Below are 18,181 nucleotides of genomic sequence, written 5' to 3'. Positions count from 1 at the left end.
CGCCGTCCGGTCCCGCCGCGCCGTCGCGCGTTCCCCCGGTCCAGCACCGCTCGAGCCGTTCTCCGGCCCGTCGCCCGACCGTGGGGAATCCAACCGGCGTGCCCAGACCGCCGGAACACACACCGGACAAGGGAGGGGCCGATGGCCGAGGAGAGCTTCCAGCTCTACGACACGACCCTGCGCGACGGCACCCAGCAGGAGGGCCTGGTGCTGACGGTGGAGGACAAGCTCGCCGTCGCGCGTCGGCTCGACGCCCTCGGCGTGGGCTTCATCGAGGGAGGCTGGCCCGGAGCGGTACCCAAGGACACGGAGTTCTTCCGCCGCGCCCGCGGCGAACTCGACCTGAAGAACGCCGTCCTGGCCGCCTTCGGCGCCACCCGCCGGCCCGGCATCCCGGTGTCCGTCGACGCGCAGGTGCGGGCCCTGCTGGCCGCCGAGACGCCCGTGGTGACCCTCGTGGCCAAGAGCCACACGGGCCATGTGCAGCACGCCCTGCGCACCACCCTCGCCGAGAACCTCGCCATGATCGGCAGCACGGTGCGGCACCTGGTACACGCCGGGCGGCGCGTCTTCCTCGACGCCGAGCACTACTTCGACGGCTACCACGTCAACCGCGAGTACGCCCTGGCGGTCGTCCGCACGGCCGCCGAGGCCGGCGCCGAGACCGTCGTCCTGTGCGACACCAACGGCGGCTCGCTCCCCGACGAGGTACGGGCCGTGGTGGCCGACACCATCGCCATGACGGGGGCCCCCATCGGCATCCACTGCCACGACGACACGGGCTGCGCGGTCGCCAACACCATGGCCGCGGTCGACGCCGGTGCCGTCCACGCCCAGGGCACCGCCCACGGCTACGGGGAACGGTGCGGCAACGCGAACCTCTTCACCGTCATGGCCAACCTCGTGCTCAAGCGCGGCCGGGAGGTCGTTCCGCTGGAGAAGTTGCGGGACCTGTCCCGGGCGGGCCGGGCGATCACCGAACTCACCGGCGTACGGAGCAATCCGGCGGCCCCGTACACGGGCCTGTCCGCCTTCACCCACAAGGCCGGCCTCCACGCCTCCGCCCTGCGCGTCGACCCCGACCTGTACCAGCACACCGACCCCGCCCGGGTCGGCAACCGGATGCGCACCCTCGTCTCCGACATGGGCGGGCGCTCCTCCATCGAGCTGAAGGCGCGCGAGCTGGGCTACGACGTCGCGGCCGGTTCCGAGGAGGTCGCCCGCGCCGCGGCCCGCGTCAAGGAACTGGAGAACCGCGGCTACAGCTTCGAGTCGGCCGACGCCTCCTTCGTCCTGCTGCTGCGGGAGGAACTCGCCGGCGGCCCGGCCACCCCGCCGTTCGAGGTCGACTCGTGGGCCGTGGGCGTCTCACGGCGCAGGGACGGCGAGGTCCGTACGGAGGCGTCCGTGCGGTTGCGCGTCGACGGCGAGAGCGTCACCGCCACCGGACACGGCAACGGACCGGTCAACGCCCTGGACACCGCCCTCCACTCGGCGCTCGACCCGTACTTCCCGGCACTGACGGGCCTCGAACTGGTGGACTACCAGGTGCGTGTCCTGACCGGCCAGGTCGGCAGCGGAGCGGCCGCCCGGGTACTGATCTCCTACCGGGACGGCGAGCGCCGGTGGGGCACCGTGGGCGTGGACGAGAACACGGTGGCGGCCAGCTGGGCCGCGCTGCTCGACGCGGTCCACTACGTCCTGCTCGACGGGCCCGCCGAGGCCCACGGCTCACCCACCCTGGCCGTGGCGGCCACGGGCTGAGCCTCGATCTCCGGGAGCCACTGTGCGTGTGGAAGACATCTATATACGGGGGACCTCCGTGCGGCTCCCCTCCGTCGTCACGGTCGCCGACGCCGTCGCCTCCGGGGCCTGCCCGCCCCGGGTGGCCTCGTCGACCGGCCTGGTGTCCGTGGCGTACTCACCCGACCAGTCGGCCGCCGAGATGGGCGCGGCGGCCGCCCGCACGGCCCTGCGCCGGGCCGGTGCCCAGGGCGGCGACGTCGACCTGCTGCTCCATGCCGACACCTACCACCAGGGCCAGGACCTGTGGCCGGTCGCCTCGTACATCCAGCGCGAGGCGCTCGGCAACACCTGCCAGGCCATCGAGATCCGGCAGATGTCCAACGGCGGTCTCGCCGCCCTCGACCTCGCCACCGCCTACCTCTCGGCCGGCCACGGGCGCGGCGACGCCCTGCTGACCACCGCCGACCGGTTCTGCGAACCCGGCATCGACCGCTGGCGGACCGACCCGGGCACCCCGTACGCCGACGGGGCGAGCGCGCTGGTGCTCTCCCGCCGCGGCGGCTTCGCCCGGCTCGTGTCCCTGGCGATGTACGCCGACCCCGAACTCGAGCCGCTGCACCGGGGGGACGAGCCGTTCGGCCCCGCCCCGTTCAGCCAGCGCATCCCGGTCGACTTCGAGGAGGCCAAACGCGCCTTCGTCGGCCGGGTCGGCATGTCGTACGCCATCACCCGCGCCCACAACGGCCAGCAGACGGTGCTGAAACAGGCCCTCGCCGACGCGGGGCTGGAACTGGCCGAGGCCGAATGGGTCGTCCTGCCCCACTTCGGGCGGCGCAGGCTCCAGTCCATCTACTTCCAGCCCTTCGGCATCGACCCCGAACGGACCACCTGGGACTTCAGCCGCACCGTCGGCCACCTCGGCGCCGGCGACCAGTTCGCCGGCCTCGACCACCTGCTCGTCTCGGGGAAGGCCCGCCCCGGCGACCGCTGCGTGCTCGTCAGCGTGGGCGCCGGCTACAGCTGGGGCTGCGCCGTCCTGGAGATCCTGCACCGCCCCGCCTGGGCCACCGAGCACCCGGCACCCTGACTCCACCCCGGCTCCACCCGCTCTTGAGCACCTCCATGCCAATCTGTACACCGCCGTTCCTCGCGGCTGTCGAAGGGAAGTTGCCGTGGCACCGACCGCTACGTCCGAGACCAGAGCTCCCCACGTCACGGAGCACTCCATCACCGTGGCGGCCTCGCCCGCCGCCATCTACGACCTCGTGGCGGACGTCTCCGCGTGGCCCCAGGTGTTCGGCCCGACGGTCCACGTCGAAGTCCTCGAAGAGGCGCCGGAGGCCGGCGGCGAGCAACTGCTGCGCATCTGGGCGGTCGCCAACGAGAAGGTCCGCACCTGGACCTCCCGGCGCACCCTCGACCCGGTGTCGCGCACCATCACCTTTCGCCAGGTGGTCTCCGCCGCGCCCGTCGCCTCGATGGGCGGCGAGTGGCGCGTCGAACCGCTGGAGGACGGCCGCACCCGCGTCGTGCTGCTGCACGACTACCGAGCCACCGACGACGACCCGGCCGCCGAGGAACTGATCGAGCAGGCCGTCGACCGCAACAGCCGCGCCGAGCTGGCGGCCCTCAAGAACGCCGCCGAACTGGGCGACGCCCGCGACGAACTCCACTTCACCTTCCACGATTCCGAGGTCGTCACCGGCGCGGCGGGCGACGTGTACGCCTTCCTCGACCGCGCCGACCTGTGGCCGCAACGGCTGCCCCACGTGGCGCGGCTGGACCTCACCGAGGACGAACCCGGCATCCAGCACATGGACATGGACACCCGCAGCCCCGACGGCTCCACCCACAACACCACCTCGGTACGGGTGTGCTTCGAGGACCGCAACATGATCGTCTACAAGCAGCTGCGCGTGCCGGTCGCCATGAGCGGGCACACCGGCAGATGGGTGATCGAGTCGCTGGGTGACGGTACAGTCAGAGCCACCTCGTGGCACACCGTCACGCTCGACCCCGAAGGGGTCCGCGCGGCACTCGGCCCCGAGGCGACCCTCGCCGAGGCCCGCGCACTGGTCCGCAAGGCGCTCGGCACCAACAGCTCCACCACCCTGCGCCATGCCAAGCAGTTCGCGGAGGAAGCGCGTGCCGGATCGTAGTCTGCACAAGCCCGTCGCGGTGATCAACCGCTTCGAGGTCAAGGGCGACGTAGCCACGTTCGAAAGGCTCTTCAGGGAACACTCCCAGTTCCTGCGCCGCCGCGACGACTTCGACTTCCTCGTCACCGTGCGACTCGTCGAACGGCCGGACGTGTACGCGCACATCGGCCACTGGCGCACTCTGCGGGGCTTCCTGGACACCGTCCACGACGAGACGTTCCAGCTTCACGTCAAGAAGCTCGGACCCCTCGTGGACACCGAGGCCGACCAGGCCGTCAGCGTCGCACGGTTGCTCAGGGAGAACGCCGTCGTCGGAGCGGAGAACGTGGTGCTCACCCGGGTCACGGTGCGCGAGGACCCGCACGCCTTCGAGCGGGGCTACGCCGAGATGAACGAGCACTTCGGCACCCTCGGCGGCTTCGGGGGCAGCGACCTGCTGCGCTCGACCCTCGTCCCCGGCAGGTACACCGGTCTGCAGTGGTGGCGGGAGACGGCGGACTGCGACCGCGCCCTGGGCAGCGCCGAGTACCGCGCCCTGCGGCACGCCCTCGGCCGGCGCGCGGACATCGCGGTGGACCGCACCCGGCACGTGGCGTACGAGCGCGTCATCGGCTGAGCGCGCAACCGGACGCCTCCACCGGCACAAGAGCCGAGGACCACAGGTCCTCGGCTCTTCCGCGTTTCGCGCACGAGCCCGCTTCGAGCGGACGGGCGCAGGCTGTCCCCATGGTGAAACCAACGCGCATCACCGTGCTCCGCGGCCGGCCGGACGAGGTCGAACTCGCGGCCGTGACCGCCGTGTTGCTGGCCCTGGCCCGCCGCGCGGGCGAGCCGGACGAAGCGGAGAAGGCCGCGTACGCGAAATGGACCGTCAAGGCGGGCGACTACCGGCCGCCGATGGCCCGGCCCGGTGCGTGAGCGCACCCACCACACGATCGCCAGGGACAGCCGCGGCCGCGCCGGGAGGTACGGCCGCACGACAAGCAAGGGGGAGGGCGTGACCGGTCACCGGACCTTCACCGAACTCATCCAGGCCCAGGCCGCGGAGTCGCCCGAACGGGAGGCCCTCATCATCCTGACCGAGAGGTCCGGAAGCCTGGAGCCCCGGACGATCTCCTACGGGGAGCTCGACCACGCGGCCCGCGCGCTCGCCGGCCGCCTGCGGCAGCACATCGCCCCCGGCGACCGGGTGCTGCTCACCCACAGCTCCCGGGCGCAGTTCGCCACCGGCTTCCTCGCCTGCCTGTACGCCGGCGCCGTCGCCGTTCCGGTGGCGCCGCCCGGGGGCCGCCCGCACCACGACGAACGCATCGCCGGGATCGTCAAGGACGCCTCGGCCTCCTGTGCGCTCACCTGCTCCGGCGAGGCCGCCGACGTGTCGCAGCTGCTGGCCCGCACCGGCTACGGCCATGTCACCTGCGTCCTCTCCGACGCCCCGCACGCCGCGGCCGGCACCGCGGCGCTGGAGCTCGCGCGGGCCCCCTCCGACCCGGACGCGGTCGCCTTCCTCCAGTACACCTCCGGCTCCACCCGGGACCCGCGCGGTGTGGTGGTCACCCACCGCAGCCTCCTCGCCAACCAGGAGGCCATCGCCAAGGCGCTGGGAACCCGGCGCGGAGCCAGGGTGGGCGGCTGGCTGCCGCTCCACCACGACATGGGCCTCGTCGGCCAGCTGCTGCACGCGCTGTGGCTGGGCGGCACCGCCGTGCTGCTGTCCCCGACCGCCTTCGTCAAGCGGCCCGCGCACTGGCTGGAGACCATCTCGCGGTACGGGCTGACCGCCAGCGGCGCGCCGGACTTCGCGTACGACCTGTGCGTGCGCCGGGTCAACGACGCGCAGATCGCCGGACTCGACCTGTCCGGCTGGGACGTCGCCGTCACCGGCGGCGAACCGATCGACCCGGCGACGCTGCGCGCCTTCGCGGAGCGGTTCGCCCCGGCCGGCCTGCGTCCCGAGGCGCTGGTCCCGTGCTACGGGCTGGCCGAGGCGACGCTGCTGGTGTCCGGCGCCGCCACCGCCCCGGCGGACCTCACCGGCGGCGGGGGGATCGCCCACTGCGGCCCGCCCGCCTCCGCCGACGTACGTGTCGTCGACCCGGAGACCCACGAGGAACTGCCGGACGGCCGGACGGGTGAGATCTGGGTCCGGGCGGCCGGGGTCGGCCCCGGCTACTGGGCACGCCCCGCGGAGACCGCGGCGGTCTTCGACGGCCGGATCGGCGACGGCACCGCGTCCTACCTGCGCACCGGGGACCTCGGCGTCCTCGTCGACGGCCTCCTGCACGTGAACGGGCGCCTCAAGGACACGATCGTGGTCGCCGGGCGGAACCTGTACCCGCAGGACCTCGAGCGCACCGCGCAGCGCGTGAGCGCGCTGTTCGGCCCGGCCACCGCGTTCGCCGTCCCCGGCGCGCGGGAACGCGTCGTGATCCTCCAGGAGCTGCGGGCGGGCAGCCGGTACGACACCGACCTCGCCGGGCTCGTCACCGCCGTCCAGCAGCAGTTGCGGGAGGAGTACGAGGTGACGACCGGGGGAGTGCTGCTCGTCCGCCCGGGAACGGTGCGCAGGACCACCAGCGGGAAGGTCGAGCGGGCGGCCATGCGCCGGCTCTTCCTCCGCGGCGAGGTGACCGCGCTGCACCAGCGCGTCGACCCCGAGGTCCAGCGGCTCGTGGCATCGGGGAGGCAGCGGTGAGCGGCGCGCGGAACCCCACCGGGGCGCTCGACAGCAGCGCGGCGCCTGGCGGCACGGGCGCGCTTGGCGGCGCCGGGGTATCTGGCGGCACGGGCGCGGTTGACGGCGGGGTGGCGCCTGACAGCGTCGCGGCGTCCGACGGCACCGGACTGCTTGACGGCAGGGCGGCGCTTGACGGCACGGGGGCGTTTGTGGGCAGTGCGGCGCCTGGCGGCACCGAGGTGTCCGACGGCACCGGACCACTTGACGGCAGCGCGGCGTCCGACGGCACCCGCGCGCGGAAGGGCGCCGGGGCGCGGGAACGCATCGACGCCCTGGAGCGCGCCTTCGGCCCGCTCGACGACCCCGCCAACCCGCTCGGCGGTGCCGCGCTGCTCGCCGCCGACGCGGCGGGCGAGGTCCTGCCCGAGGCCGAGCGGGTCCTCGACGCGTACGGGCTGAACGCCGAGTTCGTTCCCGCCCCCCTCGGGGGCAGGCTCGAGCGGATGGACGTCCTCGGCCGGCTGCTGCGGCCCGTCTTCCGCCGCGACGCCTCGCTCGGGTTCGGCTACGGGCTCAACTGCTTCTTCGCCGCCACCCCGGTGTGGACGGCCGGAGACTCCGATCAGCGGCGACTCGCGGCCAGGATCCTCCTGGAGGGCAGGCGGATGGCCGTCGCACGCCACGAGGTGGCCCACGGCAACGACTTCGTCAGCGACGAGTTCACCGTACGGCCCGGTGACGGCGGGCTGGTGCTCGACGGCAGCAAGTCGGCGATCGCCAACGCGTCCCGCGCCGACGGGCTGGTGATCTTCGCCCGGGCCGTGGGTGTCAGCGGCAGCCGGAGCCGCACCGTCCTGCTGCTGGACCGCGGGGAACTGCCCCCAGACCGGGTGGAGAACCTGGCACGGCGGACCACCACCGGAATGCGCAGCGCCGAGTTCGGCGGGCTGCGCGTCACGCAGTGCCCGGTCCCGGCGAGCGCCGTGCTCGGCGAACCGGGCGACGGGTACGAGCTGTCCCTGCGCTCCTCGCTCGTCATCCGCGGGCTCATCCCGTCCATCGTGCTGGCCGGCGCCGACACGGCGCTGCGCACCACCGCCCGCTTCGCCGCCCGGCGGCGCGACGACGGCCGCTCGTCGCTCGACGTGCAGCACGTGCGGGACGTCCTCACCGGGGCCTTCCTCGACCTGCTGCTGATCGACTGCCTCGCCCTCGTCTCCACCCGGGGGCTGCACCTGCTGCCCAAGCAGATGAGCGCCTACGCCGCCGCGGCGGCGTACCTGGCGCCCAAGCTCATCGCGGAGAGCATGGACGAGATGTCGGCGGTCCTCGGCGAGGCGACGTTCGCCGAGGACGGCATGTACGGCATGTTCCAGAAGCAGCTGCGCGACCTGCCGGTCACCTCGCTCGGCCACGCGGGCAGCGCCGGGCGGCAGGTCAGCCTCCTGCCGCAGCTGCCGTACTTCGCCCAGCACGCCTGGTTCGCGGACCCCGAGGCCCCGGCCGCGCTGTTCGCGCTGGAGGACGACCTGCCGCCGCTGGACCTGACCCGGCCCGCTCTGCTGGGCGACGGCGATCCGCTGGCCGCGACCCTGGTCGCCACCACCGACCTCCTCGAGGGCGCCGGGCCGCCGGACGGCCTGGCCCAGGAGAGCCGGGCCGTCCTGCGCTTCCTCGCCCGCTCGCTCACCACCGAGCTGGACGACCTGCGCAAGGCCTTCGCGGAAGTACCGCAGGGTGACCGCGCCGCACTGGCCAGTCCGCACAGCTTCGGTCTCGCCGACCGGTACACGCTGGTGCTGGCGGCGGCCGCGTGCCTCGGCGTGTGGCGCGGCCGCCGCACCGCCGACCGCACCGCCGACCGCACCGCCGACCGCGCTCCCGGTGCCTTCCTCGCCGACGCCGCCTGGCCCACGGCGGCCCTGTACCGGCTGTGCCGGCGGCTGGGCCTGCCGCTGCCGGACCGCCCCGGCGACTGTGAGCGGCGGGTGCTCGCCGAGGTCCTGTCCCGGCTGCACGGCCGCCGCAGCTACGACCTGTACGACTCACCTCTTGCCTGACCGCCGAGAAGGAGCACATCATGCGAGAACAGCAGCGGGACGACGACTTCGAAACGGCCTACCGTGAATGGCTGTTGGACCGGCTCGCCCACTATCTGGGCCGGCCGGTGCGGGAGACCGACTCCGTGCATGAGTACCTCGACTCGGTGGCGGGGCTGAGCCTGTACGGCGACATCGAAGAGGAGTTCGGGCCGCTGGTCGAGCCCGCCGACATCTGGGCGTACCCCACCGTGCGGGAGCTCGCCCGCCACATGGCCGAGCGGGGCGCGGGATCGGGCGGCAGCCGGATCCGGGCGGCCTTCGTCTTCACCGGTCAGGGCTCCCAGCATCCCGGCATGACGGCCGGGCTCTACCGGAACTCCACCGTCTACCGCCGCTTCCTCGACGAGGCCGGGGCGGTGCTCCAGCCCTACACCGGACTGTCGGTGGTGGAGATGATCCTGAACAAGGACCCGAGGATCCACCAGACGGCGTTCACCCAGCCCGCCCTGTTCGCGGTCGAGTACGCCCTGGCCAAGACCCTGGAGGAGGCCGGTGTCCGGCCGGTGTCCGTCCTGGGCCACGGGATCGGTGAGTTCGCGGCCGCCGCCGTCGCGGGAGCCCTCACCCTGCCCGACGCCGCCAAGCTGGTCGCCCTGCGCGGCGCCTTCATGCAGTACCTGCCCTCCGGGGGCGGGATGATGGCCGCCTGCATCACCCCCTACGAGGCGACGGAACTGATCGCCTGCGAGCCGGGCGTCGGGATCAGCGCCATCAACGCCGCCAAGTCGACCGTCCTGTCGGGTGACCGCGGCGGCCTCGAACGCATCGAGAGCAAGCTCGCCGAGCGGGGCGTGCGGTGCCGGCACCTGACGGTCACGCACGCCTTCCACTCCCCGCTGATGGCGCCCGTCGTCCCCAAGTTCGAGGCCGTGGTCCGCCGGGTTCCCGGTGGTGCCGCCTCGGTGCCGTTCTACTCCACGGTGTACGGCCGGCTGACCACCGAGCCGCTCTACGCCTCGTACTGGACCGAACAGCTGACCGCGCCCGTCAGATTCGCCGACGCCGCGCGCGCCCTGCTGGCCCAGCAGGCGCCGACCCATGTCGTGGAGATCGGCCCCCGGGCGGTGCTGACCCCGTACCTGCGACGGCTGGGCGGCGCCCGGGGCCCCGTCTGCCTGCCGGTGTGCCAGGGTCCGGAGAGCGACGCCGTGGACCTGGCCGGCGTCATCTCCGTACTCGACGCCGGACCGCTGGCCGCCGCACTGGCCGGGGCGTGAGGTGACGGTACGGATCGGGCGGCCCCTGCCCGTTCGGGGGCCAGAGGGCCCCTGGGGGCCGGTACGCGACGAACTCACCCACACGGGCACGGTCCTGGTGTACGGAACGATGACCGCGTGGCTGCCACCCGAAGGCTCCCTGGCCGAGCTGCCGCGCCTGCTCGGCCGCGACTGGCACCGCTACCAGACCTTCACGCAGCCCAGGCTGCGTGAGCGGTTCACCGCCTCCCGCCTGCTGCTGCGGCACGCCGCGGCGGCGATCCTGCGGACCGCGCCGCACCTGGTGGACCTGTCGTACCAGCCGGGTGGCCGCCCGTACGTGCGCGGCTGCGACCAGATCGACGTCAGCCTCAGCCACACCGAGGAGATGATGGTCGTCGGGATCACCCGCATGGGACGCGTAGGGGTCGACGTGGAGCGCGCCGACCGCCGGCTCGCGCACACCGGGTCCGAGACCCAGGCGTGCACCCCCTACGAGAAGCGTCAGCTCGACGCGGGCGGCGAGGAGACGCGCAACGACACGATGGTGCGGCTGTGGACCCTCAAGGAGGCCTACAGCAAGGCCCTCGGCCAGGGACTGCGGTTCCGGTTCACCGAGTTCGGCTTCGCCCTGGGCGAGGCGGGCGCCTGGCTGGTGCGGCCCGACGGCACACCGGCGGGTGACTCGTGGACGTTCGGTACCTTCCCGGCGGGAGGACGTTACGTGGTGAGCGCCGCGGTGTTCGACGCCGGGTTCGGCGAGCCGGTGGACGTCGCCGTGGACACCACCCTCGACGAGGGGCTGTTCGACGCGCTGCTGGCGGCGCCCCGCCCGGGGTCAGGGGATCCAGCCGGCCTCCTCGGCCAGCCGGATGGCGTCGATCCGGTTGCGGGCGCCCAGCTTGCTGACGATGGCGGTCAGGTAGTTGCGGACCGTTCCCTTGGAGAGGTAGAGGCACCCGGCGATCTCGGCGGCGTCGGCACCCCGGGCGGCGAGACGTAGCACCTCCAGCTCCCTCGGCGACAGCGGGTTCTCCGGCGAGTCCCAGGCGGCCAGGGCCAGTTGCGGGTCGACGACCCGCCGGCCGGCCGCCACGGACCGGACGGCGAGCGCGAGCTGCTCCGACGGGGAGTCCTTGAGGAGGAACCCGGAGACGTGCGCCGACAGGGCGCGCCGCAGGGTCCCCGGGCGGCCCAGGCTGGTGAGGATCAGGGTGCGGCAGCTGGGCAGTTGCTCGTGCAGTTCGGCTGCCGCCGTCAGTCCGTCGATCCCCGGGAGGTCGACGTCGATCACGGCCACGTCGGGCCGCGATCGCAGAGCGGCCTGCACGATGGTGTCGCCGCGGTCGACGGCCGCGACCACCTCCAGGTCCGGTTCGAGCTCCAGCAGCGCGATCAGCGCTCCCCGGACCATGTGTACGTCCTCGGCCAGGAGGATTTTCACGGACAGCATCAACAACCCCCGTCATCAGCGTCCGTTTCAGGCCGCGGCTCTCTCGCGGGCCGGGTCCGGCACTCCCGCTCCGGTGTTCCGCGGGCGGAGGGGTGCCCAGGCTTCGAGGTGGAACCGCCCGTCCTCCCGCACTCCGGCGCTCAGACCGCCTCCCACGGAGGCGAAGCGCGTACGGAGGTTCTCCAGGCCGCTCCCGCCGCGCCGGACGATCGACGAGACATGGTCGGGCTCCCCGTGCGGACGGTCGTTCACCAGGGTCAGCCGGACCGTTTCCTCTTCGACGCGTGCCCTGATGGTACATACCTGTACGTGACTGTGGCGGAGAACGTTCGTCACCCCCTCACGGAGCGCGGTCGCCAGCACCGTGTCGACGGCCGGGTGGAGGCGCCCGCACTCGACCTGGACCTCCGCGCGGACGTCGGCGGCCGCCAGCACCGCCACCGCCGATTCCGCCTCGTCGCACAGGGACATGTCGCGGTATCCGCTGGACACCAGCCGTACGTCGGCCAAGGCCTGGCGGGCCACCCGGAGCAGGTCGGCGGTCTCCTCGACGGCCTGTTCCGGCCGGACGGGCACCAGTCGCTGGATGAGCTCTCCCTTCAGGGCGATGGCCGAAAGGCTGTAGCCGAGCAGGTCGTGCAGGTCCCGTGCGAAGCGCAGACGTTCCTGGGTGACGGCCATCCTGGCCATCTGTTCCCGGGTGGCGTGCACCTCGTGGACGAGGTCGGCGAGCCGCGTCAGGCCGTAGATGACAAGACCGGACAGGATGCCGGCGAGGGTGAAGTACAGGATCAGGTCGACCGACGCGCCGACCAGCAGGTTGTAGACGGGGATGTAGGCGATGAGCAGTCCGTAGCAGGCCCAGCCGAACCTGGGCGGCAACAACAGGAGCAGCGAGGCGGCGAGCGGGCCCTCCATGCTGCCCCAGTTGTTGCCGAACCAGACGAGCGGCAGGAACGTCAGCAGGGCCTGAAGGGACAGGACGGTCATCTTCCTGCGCATCGGCCAACGCCGCGCTCCCGGAGAGGAGATGGCGAACTGGACCGAGAACACCGTGACCACCAGGCCCAGGCACAGCACGAGTTGGCTTGTTCCGGGCCTCATCCTGATGACATTGAGCACAGTGATCGTGCTGTAGCAGAGAAGAGCCGCGATGATGATCGCCCGTGCCAGCCGTGGTGCGGGAACGTGCGGTCCCAGGGCGGGCGGGGGCTGTTCCGTGCGGATCTCCTCCGGATGCCGGCCGTGCCCACTGGTGCGCCTTACGGCGCGCCATGACCAGGGCCGTTCCACGCCCTCGCTCCACTCCGGCATCGCCCCTCCTCGCCCCGGACTGTGATGGCGAGCCGCATGCTATGACTTTCGGTCGTCCCCCGGCCACTGCTAGCGACCCTCATCCGAAATCAGACGAACAGCGGGATGGGGTTGAGATCGGCGTACCGCGTGGGGCTGTTGAGCCGTCCGAGACTGACCGGTACGTCGAACAGCCGGCCGGGGGCGAATCTCGCCCAGAAGTGCCGCATCCCCGGAATGACTACTTTCACTACGGGAAGCCCCACGTCAGGACGGGTCTGATCCAGTACCAGCAACTCCATTCCCCGGCTGCGGACAAGCGCCTCGGCGGCCTCGACATCGTCCCGCAGATCGCTTCGCCGGAGATAGGTGTAATGTCCCGGCACTCGGGGCGTCTCGGCGTGATCCGGAGTCAGGTATGGCTGATTCTCGACGGTCGCCCTGAGCAGCCACGAGCGGGTGTCGCCGTCGAGCGCGTGGAAATTCCGCGTGTCCGGGGCGGGTGGAAGGAGCTGGGTCATCTCGGTGACCGCGCGGCGCAGGGCCAGCCGCGGGTCGAAGTGCGCGCCGAAACCGAGGGCGATGTGCTCGTCCGCCATGTCCTTACGGCGGGACACAGCGGCCATCACGGGGATCCCGAAGTCGGCGGTCAGATCGAGCACCCACATCTCCCGGTGCAGACGCCCGTACGCCGCCCGTGTCCCGGCGAGCCACGGTTCGTCGAAGGCGTCGAGGTCGACCTCCGGGTGCCGCGTCCGGTTGTACCACCACAGGGCCACGGCATCGCGCTCGACCAGCTCCAGGAAGCCCTGCACGACGGCGTCCTCGATGCTGCTGCCCGCCGCGTTGCCGTTGGAATCGGCGAACGGTCCGCCGGAGACGGCGTCCGTGCCCGCCCCGAAGTAGAGCATCGACGTCGGAAGGAACCGGTGCGTGCCCGCGCTGAGGGACCACACCGGGGTCCACTCGGTGGGCGCGAGCGGATCGAAGCGCGGCGGTACGTACTGGAAGGGCGAGTGGACCGCGTTCCACCGCTCCCGGTGCGTGAACTGCCGCTCGTCGAACAGCTGGCAGGCGTTGGGATGGAGGGCGCCGTCCCCCAGGCCGTCGAGCGTGTCCCACACCGTGGGCTCATCGCCCTGACGGGTCCCGCAGTAACGTTCCACCGCCTCGCACAGCGCACCCACCTCCGCCTCGAGCGGAGTCGTGCCCTTGCCCCCGCTCTGCCCGCGCAGCCCCCCGCGGAGCCCGGCCAGGGACCGTCCGCCGGTGAAGGCCAGGTTCCGTCCGGCCACATACCGGTTGAGCCCCTCCGGCGCGTCGGGCGCCGGCCGCACCTCGGCGACGACGCCGGTGACCGGATCGGCCAGGTGCCGGTAACGCGCCAGGACCGTCCGGGCGTCGTGCGCCCGGTCGTTGCCGCCCTCGGCCTCCGCCTTCGGCCGGGACACCGGAACGAGGGGGCGTCGCACCCGAGCGGCCACCAGACCGGGGTCGCCACAGGTGGGACACTGCGGTCGCCGGGCCACCGGGTGCCGGTGGGTGCGCAGCGTGCGCGTGTCCAGGGTGCAGACGGCGTTCTGTCCCTCGTACCGCATCCCCGCCGCCCACTTGGACGCCTCCAGCACGGCGGTGTGCAGGCCCAGCGCCCGCACGGTGGCCAGCGACGCCTCCGGCACCGGGACCGTGCCGGCGAGCCCGAGGGCGTGCAGGACCGGGGTGCGCGAGGCGCGGTGCCCGCGCAGCCGGTGGGCCAGGCACTCCCAGCAGGGCCCGTCGGCCGCCCCGCCGAACACCGGCCCCACCCAGGTCTCCGCGCCGCGGGGCTTGGCCAGCAGCCACGGCCGGCCGGTGTCCCGGTGGTGCGCGCCCACCCGGGCCAGCCGTGGGTCGAGGTAGTCGTCGCACAGGACGAGGGTGAGCGCCGCCGGCCCGCCGCGGCCGGGGTCGGCGACCCGCAGCCCGGCCGCGAGGCACTCGGCCCGAGCGGCGTCGGCGTCAACCCGCCCGAGGGCCAGCAGCTCGACGGGTGTGCGCTGGAGCGACGCCGAGGCATCGGGCCCGCTGAGGCCGGCGAACTCCCAGTAGGCGTCCGTCGACGCGTCCGCCGCGGGGTCGCGGTAGCCGATGAGGTCCGCCTTCACCAGTTCCGCGATCATGCGTGCCGCCTTGGCGGGGGCCAGCGCGGCCGACGCCTCGCGCATCACGTCCGGCAGGGTCCGGGTCCCGTCGAGCAGTTCCACCAGCGTCTGCACGCCCTGGCCCTGCAGGGCGGTCGTGCCGTGTTCGGACAGCAGGTAGACGGCGTCCCCGGCGATCGCCTCGACTCGCAGGTGCCTCTTGAATCCGACCGGCAACTCCGTGCCGGCAAGGCCCGGAGTCGTCATGCAGGCACCATCCCGGTCTCCCGCGCCAGCGGAACGTAGCAGCGGCAGCCGGCGAGGCCGTCCGACGCCCCCGGCCGGTCCAGGTCCTCGATCACCAGCTCCCGGACGAAGTCCCCGCCTCCGTACACGGGTTCCGCCGCGGGGCCGAACTCCGCGAGTACCGACGCCGGGTCCGTCGAGTACCGCTGAGCGGACTTCGGCTCCAGCCCCGCCAGGGCCGTGAGCAGCGCGAACCGGTGATCGGCCGGAAGCGCGCCGGTGGAGCCGGCCGGGACGGCCGCCGCGCCGGGTCTGTCCGCCTCCGTACGGGCGGTGGTCATGGTGGTGTTCACGAGAATCCCCCTCATGAGTCGGTCGAACGAACGTGGTGTGTTCGATGTGCCGAGGTCACGGATTCTGCTGCCCGGCGCGTCCGGCGGCACAGTGCGGGAGTCATCGAAGGGGCATGACATTTTCACGCCCGCCCACGTGACCCGCTCACTGGGACTCCAACACCGCTGATGCGAGGCTCGCTCCAGGCTCCAGAGCCGGCGGCCGACCCGCACGGGGCACGGCCGCGGAAACCCGGGAAGAGGAGGGCATACACATGGAGATCAAGGTCCTCGGACCGCTGGCAGCCCGTGAGAACGGGGTGTCCATCGTGCCGACCGCCGCCAAGCCGCGACAGATACTGTCCCTGCTCGCCCTGCAGGCCGACCGCGTCGTGACCGTGCCGACGCTGATGGCGGAGATCTGGGGCGAGGACATCCCCCGCAGCGCGGCCACCACCCTGCAGACGTACATCCTCCAGCTGCGCCGCAAACTCACCGCCGCGCTGGACGGCGACCCCACCCGCCAGGCCAAGGACGTCCTGGTCACCCAGCACGGCGGCTACCTCCTCCAGGTCCAGCCCGGTCAGGTCGACGTGCAGGAGTTCGGCCGGCTCGCCGCGTCGGGCCGCGCCGCGCACGAGGCGGGCGACCACTACGCCGCCTCGGAACTGCTCGGCGGCGCCCTGCGGATGTGGCAGGGACCGGCCCTCGTGGACGTCCGCGTCGGTACGGTCCTGGAGCTGGAGGTGCTGCGGCTGGAGGAGGACCGCATGGCCGCCCTCGAACGGCGGATCGACGCCGACCTGTGGCTCGGCCGGCACACCGAGATCGTGCCCGAGCTGCGTGTGCTCGTCGCCAAGCACCCCATGCACGAGAACTTCTGCGCCCAGCTGATGACCGCGCTGCACCGCGCCGGAGCGGCCTGGCGGGCCCTGGAGGCCTACCAGCGGCTGCGTGGCACGCTCATCGACGAGCTCGGACTGGAGCCCTCGCCCCGGCTGCAGCGGCTGCACCACTCGGTGCTCTCCGCCGACCCCGCCCTGGAGCTCCCCCTGTCGACCGCCGGCTGACAACTGCTCCAGTACGTCTCGAGCCGAGCTGCCTACGTTCGGCCGATGACGATCCTCGACGACCTCACGGTCACCCAGGCTGCCCCTGACCTGCGACGAGCCGCCGACGAGCTGCGCCGTCTCAAGGAGGAGGTGAGCCGCGGGCCCGACCCCGAGGCCACCAGGCGGCAGCACGCCAAGAACAAGCTCACCGCCCACGAACGCCTCGAGCTGCTCTTCGACCCGGACACGTTCACCGAGATCGAACCGCTCCGGCGGCACCGGGCCACCGGTTTCGGCCTGGAGGACAGGAAGCCGCACGGCGACGGTGTCGTGATCGGCTGGGGACTGGTCCACGGCCGCACCGTCTTCGCCTACGCGCACGACTTCCGCGTCTTCGCGGGAGCGCTCGGAGAGGCCCACGCCGCCAAGGTGCACAAGGTCATGGACCTGGCCGAGGCCGCCGGGGCACCGCTGGTCAGCCTCAACGACGGGGCCGGCGCCCGCATTCAGGAGGGCGTCACGGCGCTGGCCGGCTACGGCGGCATCTTCCGGCGCAACGTGGCGGCGTCCGGGGTCATCCCGCAGATCAGTGTGATGCTCGGGCCCTGCGCCGGTGGCGCCGCGTACTCCCCGGCCCTCACCGACTTCGTGTTCATGGTGCGGGAGACGGCCCAGATGTTCATCACCGGTCCCGACGTGGTGCAGGCGGTGACCGGCGAGAGGATCACCCACAACGGCCTGGGCGGCGCCGACGTCCACGCCACCGCGTCCGGCGTCTGCCACTTCGCCCACGACGACGAGGCCGAGTGCCTGGAGGACGTACGTTTCCTCCTGTCGCTGCTGCCCTCGAACAACCGCGAGATGCCGCCGTCCGTCCGGAGCGACGACTCACCGGACCGCCGGACCGACGCCCTCGCCGACCTGGTGCCGGCCGACCCCGGACGGAGCTACGACATCCGGGGCGTGATCGAGGAGGTCGTCGACGACGGCGAGTTCTTCGAGGTCCACGAGGGCTGGGCGCGCAACGTGGTGTGCGCGCTGGCCCGCCTCGACGGGCACCCGGTCGGCATCGTCGCCAACCAGCCGGCCTCCCTCGCGGGCGTCCTCGACATCCACGCCAGCGAGAAGGCGGCCCGCTTCGTGTCCACCTGCGACGCCTTCAACATCCCGCTGGTGACCCTCGTCGACGTCCCCGGCTTCCTGCCGGGCGTCGACCAGGAACACAACGGCATCATCCGGCACGGGGCCAAGCTGCTGTACGCCTACTGCAACGCCACCGTGCCCCGTATCTCCCTCGTGCTGCGCAAGGCCTACGGCGGCGCGTACATCGTCATGGACTCCCGCTCCATCGGCGCGGACCTGTCGTTCGCCTGGCCGACCAACGAGATCGCCGTGATGGGTGCCGAGGGCGCGGCGAACGTCATCTTCCGCCGGGAGATCGCCGCATCGGACGACCCCGAGGCACTGCGGGCCGAGCGCATCCAGGAGTACAGGTCCGAGCTGATGCACCCCTACTACGCCGCCGAACGCGGGCTCGTCGACGACGTCATCGAGCCGGGGGAGACCCGTCGCGTACTGATCCGCTCGCTCGCCATGCTGCGCGCGAAGAAGGCCGAAGTGCCTGCTCGCAAGCACGGCAACCTCCCCACGTGACCATCCGGCGGTGCTGGTCCATGGGGGCGCGAGTGCCGGTCGAGGGCACGGACGTTCCATGGCGTCACCGGAAACGGCGCACGCCACGAGCGGGCGCCGGTCCGGTCCGGCCGGCCGGGGCGTTCCCACCCCGAACAGCCCCGGCCGCCGCA

General features: G+C 72.6%; 14 protein-coding genes and 1 pseudogene. 11 read left to right on the top strand and 4 right to left on the bottom strand.

Annotation, left to right across the window (positions count from 1 at the left end):
- Positions 1 to 141: 141 nt before the first annotated feature.
- The 9 genes and pseudogenes from cimA to ABD347_RS18705 form a co-directional block, all read left to right on the top strand.
- Positions 142 to 1,764, top strand: a complete 1,623-nt coding sequence (cimA, locus tag ABD347_RS18745; RefSeq protein ID WP_344362701.1) for a citramalate synthase — start codon at positions 142 to 144, stop codon at positions 1,762 to 1,764.
- 22 nt (positions 1,765 to 1,786) lie between these two features.
- Positions 1,787 to 2,833 carry a ketoacyl-ACP synthase III family protein gene (locus ABD347_RS18740; RefSeq protein ID WP_344362700.1) on the top strand — a complete coding sequence of 349 codons (1,047 nt, stop codon included), beginning with the start codon at positions 1,787 to 1,789 and terminating at the stop codon, positions 2,831 to 2,833.
- 85 nt (positions 2,834 to 2,918) lie between these two features.
- Entirely contained in the window at positions 2,919 to 3,905 is a 987-nt protein-coding gene (locus ABD347_RS18735) for an aromatase/cyclase (RefSeq protein ID WP_344362699.1), read from the top strand.
- Positions 3,892 to 4,521: an antibiotic biosynthesis monooxygenase family protein gene (locus ABD347_RS18730; RefSeq protein ID WP_344362697.1), complete on the top strand. Its 630-nt coding sequence runs from the start codon at positions 3,892 to 3,894 to the stop codon at positions 4,519 to 4,521. Before ABD347_RS18735 ends, ABD347_RS18730 begins: the two co-directional genes overlap by 14 nt.
- 110 nt (positions 4,522 to 4,631) lie before the next feature.
- Positions 4,632 to 4,823 (top strand): acyl-CoA carboxylase subunit epsilon, encoded by a 192-nt coding sequence (locus tag ABD347_RS18725; RefSeq protein ID WP_344362694.1) that lies wholly within the window; start codon positions 4,632 to 4,634, stop codon positions 4,821 to 4,823.
- A gap of 79 nt (positions 4,824 to 4,902) precedes the next feature.
- Positions 4,903 to 6,600 carry a fatty acyl-AMP ligase gene (locus tag ABD347_RS18720; RefSeq protein ID WP_344362692.1) on the top strand — a complete coding sequence of 566 codons (1,698 nt, stop codon included), beginning with the start codon at positions 4,903 to 4,905 and terminating at the stop codon, positions 6,598 to 6,600.
- 191 nt (positions 6,601 to 6,791) lie between these two features.
- Positions 6,792 to 8,642 carry an acyl-CoA dehydrogenase family protein gene (locus ABD347_RS18715; protein WP_344362689.1) on the top strand — a complete coding sequence of 617 codons (1,851 nt, stop codon included), beginning with the start codon at positions 6,792 to 6,794 and terminating at the stop codon, positions 8,640 to 8,642.
- A gap of 20 nt (positions 8,643 to 8,662) precedes the next feature.
- A complete protein-coding gene (locus tag ABD347_RS18710; protein ID WP_344362686.1) occupies positions 8,663 to 9,901 on the top strand; it encodes an acyltransferase domain-containing protein in 1,239 nt (412 codons plus the stop codon).
- Positions 9,902 to 10,010: 109 nt separating this feature from the next.
- Positions 10,011 to 10,604 (top strand): annotated as a pseudogene (locus ABD347_RS18705) (4'-phosphopantetheinyl transferase family protein); the annotation flags it as partial.
- A 114-nt stretch (positions 10,605 to 10,718) separates the two neighbouring features.
- Here the strand turns inward: ABD347_RS18705 and ABD347_RS18700 are convergent.
- The 4 genes from ABD347_RS18700 to ABD347_RS18685 form a co-directional block, all read right to left on the bottom strand.
- Positions 10,719 to 11,333 carry a response regulator transcription factor gene (locus ABD347_RS18700; RefSeq protein WP_344362684.1) on the bottom strand — a complete coding sequence of 205 codons (615 nt, stop codon included), beginning with the start codon at positions 11,331 to 11,333 and terminating at the stop codon, positions 10,719 to 10,721.
- Between the two features lie 27 nt (positions 11,334 to 11,360).
- The gene (locus ABD347_RS18695; RefSeq protein WP_344362682.1) at positions 11,361 to 12,647 is read right to left on the bottom strand and encodes a sensor histidine kinase; all 1,287 of its coding nucleotides are present in this window, start codon (positions 12,645 to 12,647) and stop codon (positions 11,361 to 11,363) included.
- Positions 12,648 to 12,736: 89 nt separating this feature from the next.
- A complete protein-coding gene (locus ABD347_RS18690; RefSeq protein ID WP_344362680.1) occupies positions 12,737 to 15,013 on the bottom strand; it encodes a TOMM precursor leader peptide-binding protein in 2,277 nt (758 codons plus the stop codon).
- A complete protein-coding gene (locus ABD347_RS18685) occupies positions 15,010 to 15,345 on the bottom strand; it encodes a hypothetical protein (RefSeq protein WP_344362678.1) in 336 nt (111 codons plus the stop codon). Before ABD347_RS18685 ends, ABD347_RS18690 begins: the two co-directional genes overlap by 4 nt.
- Positions 15,346 to 15,599: 254 nt before the next feature.
- Between ABD347_RS18685 and ABD347_RS18680 the strand changes: the two genes are divergently transcribed.
- Entirely contained in the window at positions 15,600 to 16,394 is a 795-nt protein-coding gene (locus ABD347_RS18680) for an AfsR/SARP family transcriptional regulator (protein ID WP_344362676.1), read from the top strand.
- Between the two features lie 45 nt (positions 16,395 to 16,439).
- Positions 16,440 to 18,029, top strand: coding sequence for an acyl-CoA carboxylase subunit beta (locus ABD347_RS18675; RefSeq protein ID WP_344362673.1), 1,590 nt, complete (start codon positions 16,440 to 16,442; stop codon positions 18,027 to 18,029).
- Positions 18,030 to 18,181: the final 152 nt, after the last annotated feature.

Source organism: Streptomyces gobitricini (genome assembly GCF_039532985.1).
In the GTDB taxonomy this organism is placed as follows: Bacteria; Actinomycetota; Actinomycetes; order Streptomycetales; family Streptomycetaceae; genus Streptomyces; species Streptomyces gobitricini.
Note: the sequence above shows the minus strand (reverse complement) of the source record. Positions and strands in the feature narration are given on the sequence as shown.